This window comes from Mariniflexile sp. TRM1-10 (assembly GCF_003425985.1).
Classification (GTDB): domain Bacteria; phylum Bacteroidota; class Bacteroidia; order Flavobacteriales; family Flavobacteriaceae; genus Mariniflexile.
The window spans coordinates 3,289,134-3,310,065 of record NZ_CP022985.1 but is presented as its reverse complement, the minus strand read 5'-3'; the positions used below and the strand labels follow the sequence as shown (position 1 = coordinate 3,310,065).

13 protein-coding genes and 1 pseudogene are annotated in these 20,932 nt (G+C 34.6%); 9 read left to right on the top strand and 5 right to left on the bottom strand.

Annotated features, from left to right (window positions below):
- Position 1: 1 nt before the first annotated feature.
- Positions 2 to 1,018: a COX15/CtaA family protein gene (locus tag CJ739_RS13970; RefSeq protein ID WP_117176377.1), complete on the top strand. Its 1,017-nt coding sequence runs from the start codon at positions 2 to 4 to the stop codon at positions 1,016 to 1,018.
- A gap of 37 nt (positions 1,019 to 1,055) precedes the next feature.
- Positions 1,056 to 1,571, top strand: coding sequence for an IS1096 element passenger TnpR family protein (locus CJ739_RS13965; RefSeq protein WP_117176375.1), 516 nt, complete (start codon positions 1,056 to 1,058; stop codon positions 1,569 to 1,571).
- A gap of 20 nt (positions 1,572 to 1,591) precedes the next feature.
- On the opposite strand, the gene CJ739_RS13960 is transcribed toward CJ739_RS13965, so the two are convergent.
- Complete coding sequence (locus CJ739_RS13960; protein ID WP_162880294.1) at positions 1,592 to 2,662, bottom strand: hypothetical protein; 1,071 nt, start codon at positions 2,660 to 2,662, stop codon at positions 1,592 to 1,594.
- A 185-nt stretch (positions 2,663 to 2,847) separates the two neighbouring features.
- On the opposite strand from CJ739_RS13960, the gene CJ739_RS13955 reads away from it, so the two are divergent.
- From CJ739_RS13955 to uvrB, 5 genes are all read left to right on the top strand, one after another.
- Positions 2,848 to 3,744 (top strand): ABC transporter ATP-binding protein, encoded by an 897-nt coding sequence (locus tag CJ739_RS13955; protein WP_117176371.1) that lies wholly within the window; start codon positions 2,848 to 2,850, stop codon positions 3,742 to 3,744.
- A gap of 19 nt (positions 3,745 to 3,763) precedes the next feature.
- On the top strand, positions 3,764 to 4,588 hold the full coding sequence (locus CJ739_RS13950; RefSeq protein ID WP_117176369.1) for an ABC transporter permease: 825 nt from the start codon (positions 3,764 to 3,766) through the stop codon (positions 4,586 to 4,588).
- Positions 4,589 to 4,602: 14 nt separating this feature from the next.
- Entirely contained in the window at positions 4,603 to 7,341 is a 2,739-nt protein-coding gene (locus CJ739_RS13945) for a T9SS type B sorting domain-containing protein (protein ID WP_236951510.1), read from the top strand.
- 127 nt (positions 7,342 to 7,468) lie between these two features.
- Positions 7,469 to 12,400 (top strand): T9SS type B sorting domain-containing protein, encoded by a 4,932-nt coding sequence (locus CJ739_RS13940; RefSeq protein ID WP_117176367.1) that lies wholly within the window; start codon positions 7,469 to 7,471, stop codon positions 12,398 to 12,400.
- Between the two features lie 336 nt (positions 12,401 to 12,736).
- Positions 12,737 to 14,740 carry an excinuclease ABC subunit UvrB gene (gene uvrB / locus CJ739_RS13935; protein WP_117176365.1) on the top strand — a complete coding sequence of 668 codons (2,004 nt, stop codon included), beginning with the start codon at positions 12,737 to 12,739 and terminating at the stop codon, positions 14,738 to 14,740.
- A gap of 235 nt (positions 14,741 to 14,975) precedes the next feature.
- Here uvrB and CJ739_RS13930 read toward each other — a convergent pair whose 3' ends face one another.
- A complete protein-coding gene (locus CJ739_RS13930; protein WP_117176363.1) occupies positions 14,976 to 15,386 on the bottom strand; it encodes a TerB family tellurite resistance protein in 411 nt (136 codons plus the stop codon).
- A gap of 372 nt (positions 15,387 to 15,758) precedes the next feature.
- Here CJ739_RS13930 and CJ739_RS13925 point away from each other — a divergent pair, with 372 nt between their 5' ends.
- Positions 15,759 to 16,070 carry a DUF1456 family protein gene (locus CJ739_RS13925; protein ID WP_117179003.1) on the top strand — a complete coding sequence of 104 codons (312 nt, stop codon included), beginning with the start codon at positions 15,759 to 15,761 and terminating at the stop codon, positions 16,068 to 16,070.
- A 146-nt stretch (positions 16,071 to 16,216) separates the two neighbouring features.
- Here CJ739_RS13925 and CJ739_RS20640 read toward each other — a convergent pair.
- The 3 genes and pseudogenes from CJ739_RS20640 to sucC all read right to left on the bottom strand — a co-directional run.
- Positions 16,217 to 16,484: pseudogene (locus CJ739_RS20640) on the bottom strand (hypothetical protein); the annotation flags it as partial.
- A 97-nt stretch (positions 16,485 to 16,581) separates the two neighbouring features.
- Entirely contained in the window at positions 16,582 to 17,871 is a 1,290-nt protein-coding gene (locus CJ739_RS13920; protein WP_162880219.1) for an NHL domain-containing protein, read from the bottom strand.
- Between the two features lie 428 nt (positions 17,872 to 18,299).
- A complete protein-coding gene (gene sucC / locus CJ739_RS13915; protein ID WP_117176361.1) occupies positions 18,300 to 19,490 on the bottom strand; it encodes an ADP-forming succinate--CoA ligase subunit beta in 1,191 nt (396 codons plus the stop codon).
- A gap of 197 nt (positions 19,491 to 19,687) precedes the next feature.
- Between sucC and lysA the strand changes: the two genes are divergently transcribed.
- The gene (gene lysA, locus CJ739_RS13910; protein WP_117176359.1) at positions 19,688 to 20,923 is read left to right on the top strand and encodes a diaminopimelate decarboxylase; all 1,236 of its coding nucleotides are present in this window, start codon (positions 19,688 to 19,690) and stop codon (positions 20,921 to 20,923) included.
- Positions 20,924 to 20,932: the final 9 nt, after the last annotated feature.

Genomic DNA, 20,932 nt, shown 5'->3' with positions numbered 1-20,932 from the left:
AATGAAAAAAGACAACAAAAAAGTCATCTATTGGTTATTAACAGGATGTTTACTTATTTTTATTATGGTAATTGTTGGTGGTATAACTAGACTCACCCATTCTGGTTTATCTATTTCAAATTATAAACTAATTTCTGGCACACTCCCCCCCATGAATGAGGCGGAATGGCATGAAGCGTTCGATTTGTATAAGCAATATCCTGAATACCAAAAACTCAATAATCATTTTAATCTGCAAGACTTTAAGGATATTTATTTTTGGGAATGGTTACATCGTTTTATTGGCAGAATGATTGGACTCGTATTTCTGTTGCCATTTTTATATTTTCTAATTACAAAACAACTTACAAAACCAACCATTAAAAAGGCCATCATACTGCTAGGTCTTGGTGCTTTTCAAGGTTTTATGGGTTGGTACATGGTTAAAAGTGGCTTGGTAGACATGCCAGATGTTAGTCATTATAGGTTAGCAGCCCATTTAACAACGGCGTTTGTAACCTTTGCCTACACATTTTGGGTGGCCTTAGACTTGATATTTCCAAACAAAAAAGATATCAATATAAAATTTAGAAACCTAATTCGTTGGGGACTTGCCGTTTTATTACTTCAAATAATTTATGGTGCCTTTGTTGCGGGGTTAGATGCTGGTTTTATACATAACCATTGGCCCATGATGACCGAAGGTAAATTTATGCACGAAACGGTTTATATCGAACAAACCCCGCTGTACAAAAACTTTATTGAAGGCAAAAGTGGTGTGCAGTTTGTACATAGAATGCTTGCCTATATTGTGGTTTTGTTCATCGTCGTAATTTGGCTAAAGTCAAAAAAATTAACGCTTACTATAATGCAAACGAAAGGCATACATACACTATTAATTATGGTTGGTATCCAATTTTTGTTAGGCGTATTTACTATCATTTTACAAGTACCTGTTTGGTTAGGTGTGGCACATCAAATAGGTGCGTTTTTTTTATTAAGCATCATGACTTTTACACTGCACAGATTTAGCAAATAATATAAAAAAGCATACATTTGCAAAATATTTTATTACCATGATTTATAGATTTAGAGTTATACTTGATAACGACATTGATGATGATGTGTTTCGCGATTTAGAAATTCGAGAAACCGATACCCTTGAAGATTTACATAATATTATTACTCAATCGTTTGGATTTGATGGTACCGAAATGGCATCCTTTTATTTAAGTGATAGCCAATGGAATCAAGGTGAAGAGATTTCATTATTTGATTTAAGTGACGATGCTTCGGCACGTTTAATGAACGAAACTATTATTAACGACGTCGTTCACGAACTTCAACCCAGACTTATTTATGTGTACGACTTTTTAAGTATGTGGACATTTTTTGTTGAATTAGCAGAAATTGTTGAAGAAGCAAAAACCGTAGATTATCCAAACTTAATGTTTGTACATGGGCAAATACCCGATGAAGCTCCAGAAAAAATATTTGATGCCGATGACGATTTTGACGATTTCGATGAATTTGAAGACGATTTGGACATAGAAGACTACGAAGGTTTAGACTTTGACGAAAATTGGAATTAATCCTTATTATTTAAAATAAGTCATCTGGACTTCAAGTTTTCAGGGTTTACATTTTCATAATTATGGGTTAAATACTCCAAAGACTTTTTCAATATTTGACCCATAGATTTACACTTCAAAAAAGCTTTATCTAAAGTATAATCATAAATCTTATTTTTTAATAAATCTATATTTTCTTCTTTGGAAATGATATCTTCAGCCATACAATCCAACAGTTTATCAATACGTCCATGAAAACTTTTTAACCGTTTTACAAGTATAGAACGTTCTTCTATTTTATACTGGTCTATCGATAATTTTTGAAATGTTTCAGACACCAATTCCACCATTTTTAAATTTTCTTTAAAAAACTGTGGTCTGTAAATATTAAATTTTCCTTCGTAAGACTGTTGATCAAAATCTATCGCTCTAATTTTATAAACAACATGATCAAAATCGTGGGTTGGCACAATCACATAATTATACGAACGCATATCGCCCAAAAGCCTAATCATACAGCGTTCATTAAACTTAACAAACTCTTTAGCTATTTGCGATTTTTCATATTTCTCGCATTTAGGCAAAAAATTCTTAATAAACTCATCACCAGGAATTCCAGCAATATGCTCTTCTATCAACGTATTTTTATAAACCAAAAAATTTAAATTGTAGGGTGATAGCATATGCTCCAACTCCAAGCCATAAATTCTAGAAGCATCGGCGGTTTTAATATAAAAATAGGTATAGTTATCGTTTAGAATATTTCGAATTTTAATTCTAAAAGGCTTCGAGTTTCCAAACGTGCAATAATCAATCGCATCTACGCTTAAAAACGGCAAGGTGTTTTCATTACCATCAGAATGCAAAATGGTGTACACCTTCTTTAACGACAATTCAATTTCCTGTCTTTCAAACTCATTGTAATAAACCCGAATCCAAAGCGTATCGTTATCTTCTTTATCATAAACCACAATCGACCCTTGAAAACGCAGCAAATCATCATAAAAAATGGGCAATTTTATGTTTCTATTATATTCAGAAAGATACCCGTGCAACTCAGGCATTATAGGGTAAGAAGGCTTCTTTTTTGATATTATTAAATCGTCCATAATATATAAAGTTATTCAAAAGTAACATTTTTTTAGGTTGTTACCACTCCCGATGGCTATCAAAAGGACAGGCTATAATACCATTTAATCTTCGGATTTTTTTTAAACATGTAACAAAATAAACAAACTATCGTCATACTTCTAAAACTAACCAAACAGAATTTTCTTCTGAATAAAAAAAATGAATCTTGGAACCAATACTAACCATTAACAATCTCACAAAAAAATTCGGGTATTTAACAGCTGTAAAAGAGCTTTCGTTTACTATAAACAAAGGCAATGTATACGGTATTTTGGGACCTAACGGCAGCGGAAAATCGACTACTTTAGGCATTGTTTTGAACGTGGTAAATAAAACCAGTGGTGACTTTAAGTGGTTTGATGGCAACACGACTACCCACAATGCTTTAAAAAAAGTAGGTGCCATTATAGAGCGGCCCAACTTTTACCCATACATGACAGCTACCCAAAACCTAAAATTAGTTTGCAAAATTAAAGGTGTGGATTATGATAAAGTTGACGAAAAACTGGAGGTTGTTGGTCTTTTAGAACGAAAAAACAGCAAATTCAGTACCTATTCGTTAGGTATGAAACAACGTTTAGCCATAGCCTCTGCCCTACTTAACGATCCCGAAATTTTAATTTTAGATGAACCAACCAATGGTTTGGATCCCCAAGGCATCCACCAAATACGAGAAATAATTAAGCAAATAGCTTCAAAAGGCACCACTATTTTATTAGCTTCACATTTACTGGACGAAGTAGAAAAAGTATGCTCGCATGTGGTGGTGCTTCGCAAAGGCGAAAAATTATATTCCGGTAGAGTTGATGAAATGATTTCCAGTCATGGTTTTTTCGAACTTAAAAGTAATAAGCAAGATGAGTTAATCAAATTAATAGAAAATAATCCTGCTTTCGGAAAAATTAAAGTAACAGATTCTTTAGTGACTGCGTTTTTAAACGAACCTATGAAATCGGACGACCTCAACAAGTTCCTGATTGAAAAAGGCGTTATTCTCACCCATTTAGTCCAACGCAAAGAAAGTTTAGAAGAACAATTTTTGCAATTAACCGATAAGCACTAACGCTAGTAAAACCAACCACATGTTACGACTTCTAAATTTAGAACTACAAAAATTATTGCTTAATAGAACAAGCAAAATACTCATATTCATTTCATTCATTTTACCGTTTTTCGTTATACTTCTTTCTTCTTTAAAAATTAACGTTTTTGGATTTTTCACATTAGAATTAGGAGAATTAGGTATTTTCAACTTTCCTATAATTTGGCATTTAACAACCTTTTTTGCTTCGCAATTCAAATTCTTTTTTGCCATTGTAGTCGTAAGCATGATTGGTAATGAATACAGCAATAAAACCTTAAAACAAAACCTCATTGACGGGTTAAGCAAGAAGGAATTTATACTCTCTAAATTTTATACCATTGTATTCTTTTCATTGGTTTCAACAGTATTGATTTTTTTAATTTCAATTTGTATTGGTTTGTACTATTCTAGTTATAATGAATTTTCTATAATTATAAGGGAAACCAATTTTTTAGTGGCCTACTTTGTAAAACTCATGGGCTTTTTTAGTTTGTGTTTATTCTTTGGTATGCTCGTAAAACGCTCTGCTTTTGCTCTGGCATTTTTATTTATTCTCTTTATTTTAGAATGGTTGCTATTCGGGCTCATGGCATGGAAATTAAATACAGATTTAGCTGAAAAAATCCAAAATTTCTTTCCATTAAAATCCATGTATAAACTCATCGACCAACCTTTCCAGCGCATTGTCATGACTAAATTCCCAGATAAAGCAAATTTAACCTACGACTATGCGGTGCATGGGTACGAAATTGCCATTGTACTGGGTTGGACAGCCTTATTTATCTTTTTGTCGTACAGATTATTAAAAAATCGGGATTTATAATATCTTTGGTAGCTATGCTATCAATAAATAAAAAAACATTATTAACATTCGCTTTATTTAGTACCATTGTTTGCTTTTCGCAAAAAGAGGCAGCTAATTGGTATTTTGGAGATAATGCAGGTATTCGTTTTAACAATAATGGTACCGTTACAGAATTGACAAATGGAAAATTAAGTACTACTGAAGGTTGTACAACTATTTCTGATGCCAATGGTAATTTATTATTTTATACCGATGGCGTGACTGTTTGGAACAAAAACCATGATGCCATGGCCAATGGGTTTGGTCTATTTGGAGACCCTTCAAGTACCCAGTCTGCTATTGTAGTTCCAAAACCAAACGATCCTAATATATATTACATTTTCACTGTTGATACATCTGTTGGTGAAAACGACCCTAATTTTGGCTTTAATTATTCTATAGTTGACATGACGTTAAATGGTGGTTTAGGAAATGTCACTACAAAAAACAGCAACCTACTCCCTGTTAGTTCCGAAAAAGTAACCGCCGTTGTAAAAGACTGTGTTAGCCAATCTATTTGGGTTATTACGCTTGCTCCAAATAGCACAAATCCAGCTAATTTCTATAACACCTTTTTTGCTTATGAAGTGAGTAGTACTGGAATAAATCCCACTCCTATTACCTCTAAAGCAACAAACGTTATAGATGCGAGGGGCTATTTAAAATTATCTCCCGATGGTACAAAACTAGTAAGCTCAAATGCTACATCTGGACTATTCTTATACGATTTTGATAAAGAAACAGGGGTGATAAGTAATGAGAAGCCTATAAACATCAGCTTTTCTCTTAACGGACAAAAACCACAGGTTTCTTATGGTGTAGAATTTTCCCAAAGCAATGAATTATTATACATCTCAACATACTATCAAACAAATGAAGAGGAGGGCTTTAACCCTGCTGCACAATACGGCGCATTGCTTCAATACGACCTGACAGCCACAAATATTAGTAATAGCGAGTTTGTTATTGACCACAGGCAAACCTATAGAGGTGGCCTACAATTAGGTCCTAATGGAAAAATTTACCGAGCTATGAACACCTCTTATAATATAGGCTTACCGTATTTATCCGTTATTAACGAACCAAACAATATTGGTGCAGCTTGTAATTATGTACACAACAGTCTTAAATTAAGTAATGATGCCCGACAAGGCTTACCACCATTTATAACATCATTTTTTTCCGAGAAAATCGATATTATTGGGAACGATTCAAAATCTACTGAACTGTTTTTATGTGAGGGCGATAGTTACACCTTAAAATCGCCGGAAATATCTGGAGCCACTTATATTTGGAAAAAAAATGGCGTAACATTACCTGACAACACCTTCGAATTAAAGGTTATGGAAACCGGTTTGTACGAAGTTTTTATAGATCCTAACACTGGTGAATGTGATAAAACACTTGAAGGTATAGCAAACATAACATTCCGTCCAAATCCGGTAGCATACAATTACACATTAACACAATGTGACGAAGATGGTATTATGGGTGGTATTACAAGAATCAATTTAAATGAAGCTTCAGCCTATTTAACTGGTAATGACACAGAGCTTTCCACTAGCTTTTATTTTGATGCCGCTAGAATGGATGAAATACCAGCCCCAAATGCTTATGGATTTGATGCAAACAATCCACTTCCAGTTTATGTAAAAGTGATCAATACCAACACGGGTTGCTTCGACTTCTCCGAGCTAACTTTAAATGTTAGCATAACACAAATAAACACCTTCACACCCAAACCATTATGTGATGAATTAGGTTCAGAAGATGGCATTAACACCTTTAACTTGGATACTATTACAAGCGAAATACAAACAGTAAACAATTTTACTTTTCCCATTACTTATTTTGAAACATATGATGATGCTTTGTTAGAACAAAATAACTTAAATAGTGTTTTTAAAAATAATAAGCATCCTTATTTACAAACTATTTTTGCCCGTGTAGAAAATAACAATAACTGTTATGGCATTAGCGAAGTAAATTTGATTGTAAACAAGCTACCAACTATTGAAGCCGATGAAGAAAAATGGTACTGCTTAAACTATGCCCCACAGCCTATTACCTTAGAAGCCGGTATTATTAACGATATTCCCAGCAATTACACATACAAGTGGTCGACTGGAGAAAACACCCCTGAAATTGACATTAACACCCCTGGAATCTACACAGTAACTGTAACAAATGCCAATGGTTGCAGTAAGGACCGAAAAATCACTGTTAAACCTTCAAACATTGCAACTATTGATGACATTGAAGTTAAAGATGTCACCCGAAACAATACCATTACTGTTCTTGTTTCTGGTGAAGGCACTTACCAATACGCCCTATTCAACGAAAACAAAGAACTAATAGCTCCATACCAAGACACCAATTTATTTGAAAATATACATCCTGGCTTTTATACTGTTTACGTAAAAGACGTGAAAAACAATTGCGGTTTTAGTGAGGACAACGTGTCGGTAATAGGTTTTCCTAAAGTATTCACTCCAAATGGTGATGGCTATAACGACACGTGGCAAGTTTATGGGGTTTCTAGTATGTTTCAACCCCATACTAAAATCCTTATTTTTGATAGATTTGGAAAATTAATTAAAGAAATAAATCCTTTAGGCGCCGGTTGGAATGGTTTATTCAATGGAAACGAATTACCTGTAGACGATTATTGGTTTTCCGTAAAACTTCAAGATGGCAGGATATTTAAGAGTCATTTTACCTTAAAACGATAAACTTTTCACCTAAAAACAACTAAAAAGTGCATTTCACCCTATTTTTCTTGCGTTTCATCTAAAATTTATCTACTTTTCGCAAGATATAAACTTAACACTAGCAAGTTTATTACCCAAATAAAGCAAAGTGAAAAGAAACCTATATAACTACCTTACCTTACTTCTACTAATTTGTAGCTGTAATGTCTTGCTTTCCCAACAAATAACAGTTGATGGAACGGTTGGTTTACAACAACTTATAGAAGACAATTTGGTTAGAAATAGTTGTGTTGACATTACGAACATAACATCATCGGTAAACGGAAGTTCAGGTGGTCTTTCAAGTTATGCGTATTTTGAAAGAGGTAGCTCTAACTTTCCGTTTCAAAACGGTATCATGCTTTCTACTGGAAATGCCACCTCTGGTGGTAACAATGAAATAACCACCACACTAAGCGAAGGATCTTCAAGCTGGGGAACAGACACCGATTTAGAAACTGCTTTAGGTATATCCAACACCTTAAATGCAACCTCCATAGAATTTGATATCGTTTCTATTTCCAATCAGCTTCAATTTAATTATTTATTAGCTTCCGAAGAATATTTTGGTATTAATCCTTGTCAATTTTCCGATGGCTTTGTATTTCTTATTAAAGAAACAGGTAGCACAGATCCCTATCAAAATATAGCGGTAATACCTGGAACCTCAACACCTGTAAGTACAAATACCATTCACGACGAAATTTACGGAAGTAACGGGCCTATTTGTCCAGCCCAAAACGCACAATATTTTGATGGTTACGATTTAGGCGATACCAATTACAATGGTAGAACTACCGTATTAACCGCATCTGCAACCATTACACCTTACGTACAATACCACATTAAATTAATTATTGCCGATCAAAATGATTTTCAATCCGATTCAGCCGTTTTTATAGAAGGTGATAGTTTTAGCATATTGGATTTAGGCGACGATATTACAACCTGTGGCAGTTTAGCGACCTTAAATGCTGATATACAAAACCCAAACGCATCGTACGCATGGTATCTAGATAATAACTTAATTGTAGGTGCTGTTAATCCAACTTTAGATGTTATTGAAAATGGCACTTATAGAGTAGAAGCAACAGTATCATTAAACGGCAATGATTGTATTGAAGAAGATGAAATTGTTGTTGTACTTAACACCGAAGAACCTATACCCCCGATTACCGATTATCATTTATGCGATGATGTCAGTGGCGATGGTATTGAAACGTTTGACCTTTCAACAAAAAATACAGAACTTAGTGATAATATCCGTGACAACACCCCTTTTTCAAATTACACATTTAGTTACCACTACTCCGAAGCCGAAGCTAGAAGTAATGCCAATGAAATTATTGCACCTATATCCAATACAACTTCTCCTCAACCCATTTATGTAAGGATTGATGATTTAGACAGCAATTGTTTTTCATATACAACGTTTGATTTGGTTGTTAATCAAGCACCAATTATAACAAACCCCACACCACTGGAAGTTTGCGATAGCGACGATGATCCTGATGGCCACGCTGTCGTGTACTTAAACGAAAAGGATGATGAAATAACAAATGGCCAAAGTAATTTAGCCGTAACCTATCACGACACGCCTGCCGACGCCGATACGGGAGCTAACCCATTAGGAACACCATATATCAACACTACTACCCCTTATAGTTACACAGTATATCCACGCATAATTAACACCCAAACTGGCTGTGTAAATACTACATCATTAACAGTTAATATTACCGTAAGCCCTATAGTAGATAGAGATACCAGATACCTTGATGCTTGTGATGCAGACCATGATGGCTTTGCCAATTTCGATTTAACACAAATTATTAGCGATATTGAAGCTGGTTTACCCAATGTTACAACAACTTTTCATGAAAGTGATGATGATGCCCAAACGGGCACCAATCCAATTACAGACCCTAACAATTACCAAAACACAAACTTTGAAGAACAGACCATATATGTTAGGGTTGAAGATGACAATACCGGATGTGCGTCTATCGTGCCATTAGAAATTCACACCAATTTACTATTAACAGCAACAGATACGGGTGATTATGCATTGTGCGATAACAATGATATTGATACAGATACTATGGACTTTAATCTATATACTGTTGAATCTTACATTGCAAATGATTTACCCTTTCCTATCGAGGTTACTTTTTATCATACTGAAGCAGATAGAGACTCCAATACCAACGCCATTCCTAAAGGCGACTTATTCAGTGCAATAAGTCCAAAAGTATTATACATAAGAATAGAAAATACCGACACAGGTTGCTCTGATATGACTGAGATTACACTTTTAGTCAACCCCATATTATTATTTAACTCCGCAAGTCCATTACCTTATTGTGATACCGACGATGATGGTATTGTAGATATCGATTTGCATTCTTTAGATGATATCATTAGAAATGACAATACCAATTTTACCGTTACTTATTTCCCAACGTCACAAGATGCCGAAGACAATATCAATATGCTTCCACCATTTTACACCAATACACAACCCGTAGAAACACTATATGCACGTATTGAAAACATAGATACGGGATGTCATACTGTAAACTCCTTTGACATTGAAGTATTGGTAGCTCCGGCAACAAGTAAACCAGACGACATTCCTCCTATCTGTGATGATTATGATGGAAATCCTGATGGGTTTGCAATAATCAATCTTAACGATAAAATTGACGAAGCAGTAACCGATAGAACAGATTTGAACATTAGTGTTCATAGATCTTTAGAGGATGCCAATTCGGGTACAAACCCCATTCCAGATGCTCAGTTAGCGGCATACAATTCCAATACACAAACACTTTATATAAGAATTGAAGACGCCCTTTCTCCAGTAGGCTGTTACGCTATTGAATCTTTTGAAGTTATAGTGAACACACTACCCGATTTTCCTGAAATAAGCAATTATAAAGTCTGTGAAGATGATGGCGATAGTATTGCAAATTTTTTATTATCTGAAAAAGATACCGAAATACTAAACGGGCAAACAGGTAAAGACGTGTTTTATTTTGAAGATGCTGCTTTAACTATTCCGATTGACAAAAACACCTCTTATCAAAATATTGAAAGTCCGCAAACCATTTATGTTAGAGTCGAAAATATAACCGATGCTAGCTGTTTTGGCACGGCATCATTTATATTACAAGTATCTCCAAACCCAGTTTATAACACCCTTTTTGAGGATTATGGCGTTTGTGACGATGCCAGTAACGATGGTAAAGATATTTTCAATTTAGATGAAAAACGAAATGAGATTGCCGAAGGCTCTACCGATAATTTAAATATTTCGTTCCATTTAACATATCAACAAGCTGAAAGCAACACCAATCCTTTACCAGCACAATACACCAACGCTACAAACCCACAAACACTTTTTGTTAGAATCGAAAGTAGCGACTCGTTATGTTTTGTTGTTGAAGAATTAGGCATCAATATTATTGCGCCACCCGATGTTACCAATGTATCGGCTCCTTTAATTGAATGCGACGCGGATTATGATGGCATGACAACCTTTGATTTAGAAACTGCCGATTTTGAAATAAACGACCGCGTACAAAGCAATCTCATCATAAACTACTTTGAAAATTTCAGCGACATCAACCCTAATGATGGCTTGGACAATTCAAATGAAATTCCAAATCCTTCAAGTTATAATTCAAGTTCAAAAACCGTTTATATAAAAATTGCCAACACCTTAACACGCTGTTATAGTGTTATTCCTTTAGATCTTATTGTAAACACACCACCTCCAACCAATACTATTGGTACTATTGAAATATGTGATAATGATAGTGATACTTATGATTTAGCATTAGTTAACAGCATGATTGTAAACGATACAAATGGTGTTACAATCTCCTATCATAACACTCCAAACGATGCTGATACTAACACAGATCCTTTACCAAATACCTACAATTACACAGCAAGCAATCATACCATTTATGCAAGAGTTTCTAATAATACAACAGGCTGTTTTATTGTACAAGATTTTGTTCTACAAATAAACCCAAACCCCGTTGCCAATACAACACCTAGTTTAATTTCTTGTGATGATGATTTTGATGGCTTTTTTGAATTCAATTTATCGGTAACTGCAAATGACATATTAGGGACACAAGATGCAAGCGCACATACTATTACCTATTACAATGATTTAGCAAATGCCGAAACAGGCGCTAGCGCATTAGGGAACTTACATGCTGCTTTTAATGGGGAAGTTATTTACGCAAGAATAGAAAACGACATCACAGGCTGCTACGATATCACACAATTTACAACCATAGTAAACCCACTTCCTGTAATACCTATAAACGATATTGTTCCTATGTGTATCAACAACTTACCATTGGTTATTGATGCTTATACAGGAAACCCAGATGACACTTACGAATGGTCAACCGGAGAAACAACACCTCAAATTATATTAAATGATGTTTCGCAAATAGGCAATTATTGGGTAACTGTGACGACTCCACATGTGGTTTCAGAGGATTGTCCCTATACTAAATTCTTTTCAGTTATAGAATCGGAAGATGCCAGAATAAACTTTACCACGACGGTAGATTTTGCAGACCCAAATAGTATTACCGTGGATGTTAGTGGTGTTGGTGATTATGTTTTTATTTTAGATGATGGCGAGCCCCAAACATCTAATGTATTTGAAAACGTTACGTTTGGCGTTCATTTAGTAACCATCAGGGATTTAAACGGTTGCGAAGACGTAACCACCGAAGTTGTAGTCATAGATATTCCTAAATTTTTCACACCAAATAACGATGGTACTTTCGACACTTGGCATATTATAGGCATCGAGCAACTACCAGGAACCATTGTTTATATTTACAACAGATATGGTAAATTATTGAAAACCTTGCCACAAACATCTCATGGATGGGATGGCACGTATAATGGCGAAAATATGCCTTCAGATGATTATTGGTTTGTTGCTAAAGTTATTCAGGATGGGGATCCTTTCGAAGTAAAAGGACACTTTACATTAAAGCGCTAACACATTTATTTTCATTAATTTTACAGAGAAGTTATTTAAACTTTTTGTTTGTAAGCAAAAAATTTAACCCTACGACAGCTGGCTCGTTCACTAAAATAACCCACTGGGTTATTTTTTACGCTCGACCCTGTTTCATAATGAAGCCTTTTTTATGTTGCATAGCATCGCTACGGAATATAAAAAGTCAAAATTAGGGAGCAAAATGTGAATTTTGCAGGTAAAAGAAAAAGTTTAAATTACTTCAGAATGAAATCAGCATAGAAAAAATTTGATATTATTCATATCTACCACTATTGCGAATGATATCTGATAAATAAATGTCAATAAAAATTACAAATGAAATTTAAAATTGAATCGGGATTTAAGCCTACAGGCGATCAACCAGAAGCCATAAAACAATTGGTTTCAGGCATTCGTTCCAACGAAAAATACCAAACCCTACTTGGGGTTACAGGTTCAGGAAAAACCTTTACGGTAGCGAATGTTATTCAAGAAGTGCAAAAACCTACCTTAGTTTTAGCACACAACAAAACGTTGGCAGCTCAATTATACTCCGAGTTCAAACAGTTTTTTCCAAACAATGCGGTGGAATATTTCGTATCGTATTACGATTATTACCAACCAGAAGCTTACATTCCTGTTTCCGGTGTTTTCATTGAAAAGGATTTGTCTATAAACGAAGAAATAGAAAAAATGCGTTTAAGTGCTACTTCTTCGCTACTTTCTGGCCGTCGGGATGTATTGGTGGTGGCTTCGGTGTCATGTATTTACGGTATTGGAAACCCTATCGAATTTCAAAAAAACGTCATCACTTTAGAAAGAGACCAAGTAATTTCCAGAACTAAATTACTGCATCAATTAGTACAAAGTTTGTATTCGCGTACCGAAGGGGAATTCAATCATGGAAACTTTAGAATAAAAGGCGATACCGTAGATATTTTCCCAAGTTATGCCGATGATGCCTTTAGAATTCACTTTTTTGGTGATGAAATTGAAGACATGGAATCGTTCAACATCCAAACGAATCAAGTCATTGAAAAATATGATTTGCTAACTATTTATCCGGCAAACATGTTCGTTACCTCACCCGATGTTTTACAGGGCGCCATAAAGGAAATTCAAGACGATTTGGTAAAACAACATGACTATTTTGTAGAAATTGGCAAACATTTAGAAGCTAAACGTCTTAAAGAACGCACCGAATTCGATTTAGAAATGATTCGTGAATTGGGCTACTGTTCGGGTATTGAAAACTATTCGCGCTATTTAGATGGCCGTTTGCCCGGTACACGCCCCTTCTGTTTACTCGATTATTTTCCAGACGATTATTTAATGGTGGTTGATGAAAGCCATGTAACCATTTCGCAAGTGCACGCCATGTATGGTGGTGATCGAAGTAGAAAAGAAAACTTGGTAGAATATGGCTTTAGATTGCCTGCTGCTATGGACAACAGACCTTTAAAATTTGAAGAGTTTGAAGCTATTCAAAATCAGGTCATTTATGTGAGTGCGACCCCGGCCGATTACGAGTTAAAGAAATCGGATGGTATTTATGTGGAGCAAGTGATTCGGCCAACAGGGTTATTGGATCCTATTATTGAAATACGCCCAAGCTTGAACCAGATTGATGATTTAATTGAAGAAATCCAGCAGCGAGTTGAAAAAGACGAACGCACATTGGTTACCACACTTACCAAACGCATGGCGGAAGAATTGACTAAATACCTTGATAGAATTCAAATTCGTTGTCGCTACATCCATAGTGATGTAGATACTTTGGAGCGTGTAGAAATCATGCAGGATTTACGTAAAGGGTTGTTTGATGTATTGGTGGGTGTCAACTTATTGCGTGAAGGATTGGATCTGCCCGAAGTCTCTTTGGTTGCTATTTTAGATGCCGATAAAGAAGGTTTTTTACGTTCGGCACGTTCACTTACCCAAACCGTTGGTAGAGCCGCTAGGAACCTGAACGGCAAAGCCATTATGTATGCCGATAAAATTACCAACAGCATGCAAAAAACAATTGATGAAACCAATTACAGACGTGAAAAACAAATAGCTTATAATACAAAACACAACCTCAGCCCAAAAGCATTAAATAAGAGTTTAGATAATGCATTAACAAAAAATTCAATTAGTACGTACAGTTATGAATTGGAAGCCTTAAAAGCAGCCGAACCCGAAAGCGCCTATTTAACCAAACCCGAATTAGAAAAGAAAATTCGTGATAAACGCAAACTTATGGAAGAAGCTGCAAAAGCCCTGGACTTTATTGCCGCTGCAAAACTGCGTGATCAGATTAAAGAATACCAAACAAAAATAGAAAAGCTAAAAGCTTAATCTCTTAGCTTTTCTATAACCATAAGTAGGTTAAAAATAAAACACGCAAATTAAAACTTAGCTAAGAACACTTAGAACTCGTTTAAACTTTTTTGATTGAAGCGAAAATTAGTCATTTTATGCTCGGTTGAAGGCTTTTTTGAGTTGCATAGCAGAGCTATGGAAGGAAGAAAAGACAAAAAGCGAGTGTAAAAGGACAATTTTTTAGCCAATTATGAAAATTTTAAACGAGTTCTTAATTATATTGTGTTTTAAAAATATCTATCAACACGTCTGGTGGTACAATTTTATTAGGAAAACTTTCCATTAAATATAATACCTTGGTAATAGACTCATGACTTAAACCCATACGTAAACCAAAGTTATATAACTTGATCACATTTTTAGAATTGTTATCACTACTATTACCATCAATGTTCATTAATAACACCAATCGGTGAAATTGAACAATACGCTCACTATGCGATTTTAAATGAATATAATTAATGGGATGCTCAATCAAATAATCGAAATCTTCTCTCGAAATTTCAAGTTGTTTAGCAACACCAAGCAAAAAGTTATACTCTATATGTTTTATGTCTTTATCATATTTAGCAAAAGCTATCATTTCTGACAGAAGACTCAGTTTTTCTACTCTATTAATCATGTCTCAAGGGATTAATTAATTACATTATAAAGATACGCACAACAATAATTTAATAATCGTAGATATTATGTAACTTATCGAAAACACTAGAGTATTTGGTCGTGAATTTTATTTACTTCATCAATAAAAAAAATATTCAAGCTGAAAATTTGATGCTTTTTTAATAAAAATTTTTTATTATTAAATTAAAAATCAACATGTTAATTAACTGATTTACATACAGTTAACCGTAATTAAATAATTTTAAATTAAGCTAAACAAAATAAATATTTAGGGTATCTTTACAAAAAATTACAAAAACGCTAGAAAAGCATCCTCTTAAATACATTATCGATAAACGGTAACCTATATTTGAGTGTAAAAATTATGGATATGACAAATAATGATATATTAAAAAAACTACGCGTTGCCTTGAAGCTTCGGGACGATGATATTGTAAAGATTTTGGAGCTTGTGGACTTTAGAATTTCCAAAAGTGAACTTGGTGCTTTTTTTAGGAGTGAAGACCACCCAAAATATATGGAATGTGGTGACCAGATTTTGCGAAACTTTTTAAATGGTTTGGTTATTCATTTACGAGGGCCGATGCCTAAGAAAGAGGCCAATAAAGAAAAAGCTCCAAGCACCAAGTCTGGAACTGAAAAAGGCGAAGCTTCCGTGAAAACGTCACAAAAAAGTTTATAAAAAAGACTTTTTGATAAAACGGTTGGTAATAATTTTATCAGTTTGAGTTGTGATTTTTGCTAAACTTGCTTTGCCAGTTTACTATCGCTCAGATTTTGTTTTATAACCTTAAAAGTTTTAGCATAATCATTTCTAATTCTGAATTAGTTGCATCATTGTGAAAATAAAGCTTCAATTCTTTTTCTTGATTTTCTAAAGATATGAGGTTGCGGCTTATCCTCTTTTTGATTTGCTCTTTTAGGTGTTTGCTTCTCCTGTCTGCCTTTCAGGCTCGGGTCTTATGTTAATATTTACTGTTTAAAAAAATCTAACTGAATGGCTTCTGACAAATTACCACTGTCTCCAAGAAATACACAATCAGGCATTTGTTGTTTTATGTTTTAAAAACTGTACTTCATGGACTTCAACAGCTGTGGCTCATTCAAAAATTGTATTTAGACGCAATTCTGAATGCGATTTAACATTAAAAAAAATGCCTACAAGGGCGGTTTAATTTATGGGTATGACACCATTAGTTTTTAACTACTTTGCTTATTGTACTACCTTCGGTAGCGGTTACTTTGAATAAGTAAAGACCATTTGGTAATTGAGATATATCAACACTATTTGTAGCGTTATCAAGGATTTGTTTGAGTAACACTCTGCCTGTTATGTCTATTACTTGTAATTTTGCATCTAATAAATCGCTTACCTTAATAGTTACAAAATTAGTGGTAGGGTTTGGATATATTACAATGTTTGAAGCAATATCAAAATCTGCATTGGATAAAGAAGCATCTACTATTTTACGTATTTTATGGTTGCCCCAATCTGCAACATACACGTTACCAAAAGCATCAACGGCAACTCCAACTGGTAAGAAAAAACGAGCAGAAATAGTACCATCTGCACTCCCTTCATTTACTGAACCTGCAAAGGTGCTTACTGCCCCTGCTGACGTAATCTTACGGATTTTATTGTTTTGAGCATCTGCTACATATACATTGCCGGAGGCGTCAAGGGCAACTCCAAAGGGATTTCTAAAACTAGCCGCAGTTCCTGTATCATCTGTACTATCATAAGCTCCTGAACCTGTAAAGGTACTTACCACCCCTTCCGATGTAATCTTTCGGATTTTATTGTTATCCATATCTGCAACATATATATTGCCAGAGGTATCAACGGCAACTCCGGATGGCCAACTAAAACTAGCCGCAATTCCTGTACCATCGTCACTACCAACAGTTCCTGAACCTGCAAAAGTGCTTACTACCCCTGCTGATGTAATCTTACGGATTTTATGGTTTTGAGCATCTGCAACATATACATTGCCGAAGGCGTCAACAGCAACTCCTCGTGGTTGATAAAAACTAGCCGCAGTTCCTATGCCATCTGTACTGCCAATGCTTCCTGAACCTGCCAGAGTGCTTACTACTCCTGCTGCCGTAATTTTACGGATTTTATGGTTTGGAGCATCTGCAACATATATATTGCCAGAGGCATCAATGGCAACTCCAAATGGCCCACTAAAACTCGCCACAGTTCCTGTACCATCGTCACTACCAGCAGTTCCTGAACCTGCAAAGGTGCTTACTACCCCTGCTGCCGTAATTTTACGGATTTTATGATTTACATAATCTGCTACATATACATTTCCAGAGGCATCAACAGCAACTCCTCGTGGTTGATAAAAACTAGCCGCAGTTCCTGTACCATCGTCATTACCAGCAGTTCCTGAACCTGCTAAGGTGCTTACTGTTATTTGCCCAAAAGAACATGTGTAACAAAGAAGTACAGTTGAAAAAAGTAATAGTTTTTTCATGACGAATTGATTTGGAATTCAGCTATAAAGATATGATTATTTTAGTAGCCCATTCGGACAAGCTTGTTTTTCTCAGAAAAAATGAATTGAGGATCCATATTTTGCTATTGATCTACATCCCTTTTCTATACCACTTGGAATAAGAATTAGTTAGCGTTTCTGCAATTTGTAGGCAATAAGTACTTTTTTTTGAAAGCTAAAAAGAAACAATTTAGTCTAAAATATTATCCAGACTTAATTATTAAGGCATGACACACCATTAGTTTTTAGGTACTTTGCTTATTGTACTACCTTCGGAAGCGGTTACTTTGAATAAGCAAATACCACTTGGTAATTATAAAGAAAAGCCTACTACATTCTAAAACAAAAAGAGCAACGATTAATGTTGCTCTTTTTGTTTTATATTTAGATTCCTGCCTTCGCAGGAATTAAGCTAATACTTGTTGTACTTTATCTGCAGCTTCTTGAAATTCGGTAGCACTTAAAACTGCTAAACCAGAATTGTCTAATAATTCTTTAGCTATATCCGCATTGGTTCCTTGTAAACGTACAATAATTGGTACATTAATAGTTCCCATGTTTTTATAAGCATCGATAACACCTTGTGCCACACGGTCACAACGTACAATACCACCAAAAATATTAATTAAAATAGCTTTTACAGCTGGGTCTTTTAAAATGATTTTAAAAGCAGCTTCTACACGCGCAGCATCTGCTGTACCACCAACATCTAAAAAGTTTGCTGGCTCACCACCTGAATGCTTGATTAAATCCATAGTTGCCATTGCTAAACCAGCACCGTTAACCATACATCCAACATTACCATCCAAATCAACATAATTCAAACCTAGTTCTCCAGCTTCAACTTCAATGGCACTTTCTTCACGTACATCACGTAAATCAACATAATTTTTATGTCTGAAAAGCGAATTATCATCAATCGTTACTTTAGCATCAACAGCTAATATTTTATTATCACTTGTTTTTAAAACCGGATTAATTTCAAATAAAGAAGAATCAGATTTTACATAAGCTGTATAAAGATTGGTAACAAACTTTGTCATTTCTTTAAAAGCGTTACCAGATAATCCCAAATTAAAAGCGATACGTCTTGCTTGAAATGGCAAGATGCCAACGGTTGGATCTATTTCTTCCGTAAAAATCAAATGAGGTGTCTTTTCTGCCACTGTTTCAATATCCATACCACCTTCGGTAGAATACATAATCATATTACGTCCTGTACCTCTATTTAAAAGTACCGACATATAAAATTCGCTTGTTTCACTTTCACCAGGATAATAAACATCCTCTGCAACTAAAACTTGGTGTACTTTTTTTCCAGCAGCAGACGTTTGAGGTGTAATTAGGTTCATCCCAATTATTTTTCCTGCAATTTCTTCTACTTCCTTCAGGTTTTTAGCAAGTTTAACACCGCCACCTTTACCACGTCCACCTGCATGGACTTGTGCTTTTATAACATACCAACTTGTACCTGTTTCTGCTGTTAATTGTTTTGCAGCGACTACTGCCTCTTGTGCGTTTTGAGCAACAATACCACGTTGAATACGTACTCCAAAGCTGCTTAATATTTCTTTACCTTGATATTCGTGTAAATTCATAATTTGCTAAATAGTTTAAGAAGCGCAAATGTAAATAATCATGATAACTTACCCTAATATTTAATTGGTAAAACACCCAATTTAAATTATTTTTTTAAAGTTGTTATATAATTAACATTTTGTTTAATTTGTATAATTTTTTATTTATTTCTTTTTTATTTATCGTAAAGAAATATCTTTGACGAAAATTTTAAATTATGTTAGAAAATCAATTGCTGAAAATTGCACAAGATTTTGGGAGTCCGGTTTACGTTTATGATGCCGAAAAGATTGAAAGTCAATATAAAAGACTAACTAATGCTTTTAAAAATGTTAAACATCTTAAAATAAATTATGCCGTTAAAGCATTATCTAATATATCTATACTCAAACTTTTTAACTCATTAGGCTCTGGAATAGACACCGTTTCCATACAAGAAGTTCAATTGGGTTTAGCTGCTGGTTTTTTACCAGAACAAATAATTTTTACGCCCAATGGTGTATCACTAACTGAAATTGAAGAGGCTGCAAAACTTGGCGTTAAAATTAATATTGACAACCTTTCCATATTAGAGCAATTTGGCACGAAGCATCCAAAAACACCTGTTTGCATTCGTATAAATCCGCACGTTATGGCTGGAGGAAATGCTAATATTTCTGTGGGACATATCGATTCTAAATTTGGTATCTCGATTCATCAAATACCTCACATATTGCGTATTGTTGAAAATACCAAAATGACCATTAATGGCATTCATATGCATACTGGTAGTGATATTTTAGATATTGAAGTGTTTTTATATGCTAGTGAAATATTATTTGAAACCGCAAAACAATTTAAAAATTTAGATTTTATTGATTTTGGTTCTGGGTTTAAAGTACCATACAAACAAGGTGATATCGAAACCAACATTGAAGAACTAGGCGAAAAATTATCTAGTAAATTCAATGCTTTCTGTAAAGAATATGGTAAAGATTTAACACTGGCTTTTGAACCTGGTAAATTTTTAGTGAGCGAATCCGGAAGCTTTTTAACTAAAGTAAACGCTATTAAACAAACAACCTCGACCGTTTTTGCACAAGTTGATTCTGGTTTTAACCATTTAATACGTCCTATGTTTTATGGGTCACACCATGATATTGTAAACATTTCAAACCCAAAGGGACGTGAGCGTTTTTATACCGTTGTAGGCTACATTTGTGAAACAGATACTTTTGGCAACAACCGCCGCATTGCAGAGATTAATGAAGGGGACATATTATGCTTTAAAAATGCCGGTGCTTACTGCTTCTCTATGGCAAGTAACTACAACTCTAGATTTAGACCTGCCGAAGTTTTATGGTACAACAACAAAGCACATTTAATAAGAAAAAGAGAAACGTTTGAAGATATTTTAAACAATCAAATAGAAATAGACTTTGCTAGTAAAAAGGAAAAACAATTGGTTAAATAAACTTTACCA

What these genes read in the sequence shown, in the direction of transcription:
- CJ739_RS13945 (WP_236951510.1), top strand. Translation starts at nt 4,603, where the DNA reads ATGCTATCAATAAATAAAAAAACATTATTAACATTCGCTTTATTTAGT.
- CJ739_RS13930 (WP_117176363.1), bottom strand. Translation starts at nt 15,386, where the DNA reads ATGATTAATAGAGTAGAAAAACTGAGTCTTCTGTCAGAAATGATAGCT.
- uvrB (WP_117176365.1), top strand. Translation starts at nt 12,737, where the DNA reads ATGAAATTTAAAATTGAATCGGGATTTAAGCCTACAGGCGATCAACCA.
- CJ739_RS13970 (WP_117176377.1), top strand. Translation starts at nt 2, where the DNA reads ATGAAAAAAGACAACAAAAAAGTCATCTATTGGTTATTAACAGGATGT.
- lysA (WP_117176359.1), top strand. Translation starts at nt 19,688, where the DNA reads ATGTTAGAAAATCAATTGCTGAAAATTGCACAAGATTTTGGGAGTCCG.
- CJ739_RS13920 (WP_162880219.1), bottom strand. Translation starts at nt 17,871, where the DNA reads ATGAAAAAACTATTACTTTTTTCAACTGTACTTCTTTGTTACACATGT.
- CJ739_RS13950 (WP_117176369.1), top strand. Translation starts at nt 3,764, where the DNA reads ATGTTACGACTTCTAAATTTAGAACTACAAAAATTATTGCTTAATAGA.
- CJ739_RS13925 (WP_117179003.1), top strand. Translation starts at nt 15,759, where the DNA reads ATGACAAATAATGATATATTAAAAAAACTACGCGTTGCCTTGAAGCTT.
- sucC (WP_117176361.1), bottom strand. Translation starts at nt 19,490, where the DNA reads ATGAATTTACACGAATATCAAGGTAAAGAAATATTAAGCAGCTTTGGA.
- CJ739_RS13965 (WP_117176375.1), top strand. Translation starts at nt 1,056, where the DNA reads ATGATTTATAGATTTAGAGTTATACTTGATAACGACATTGATGATGAT.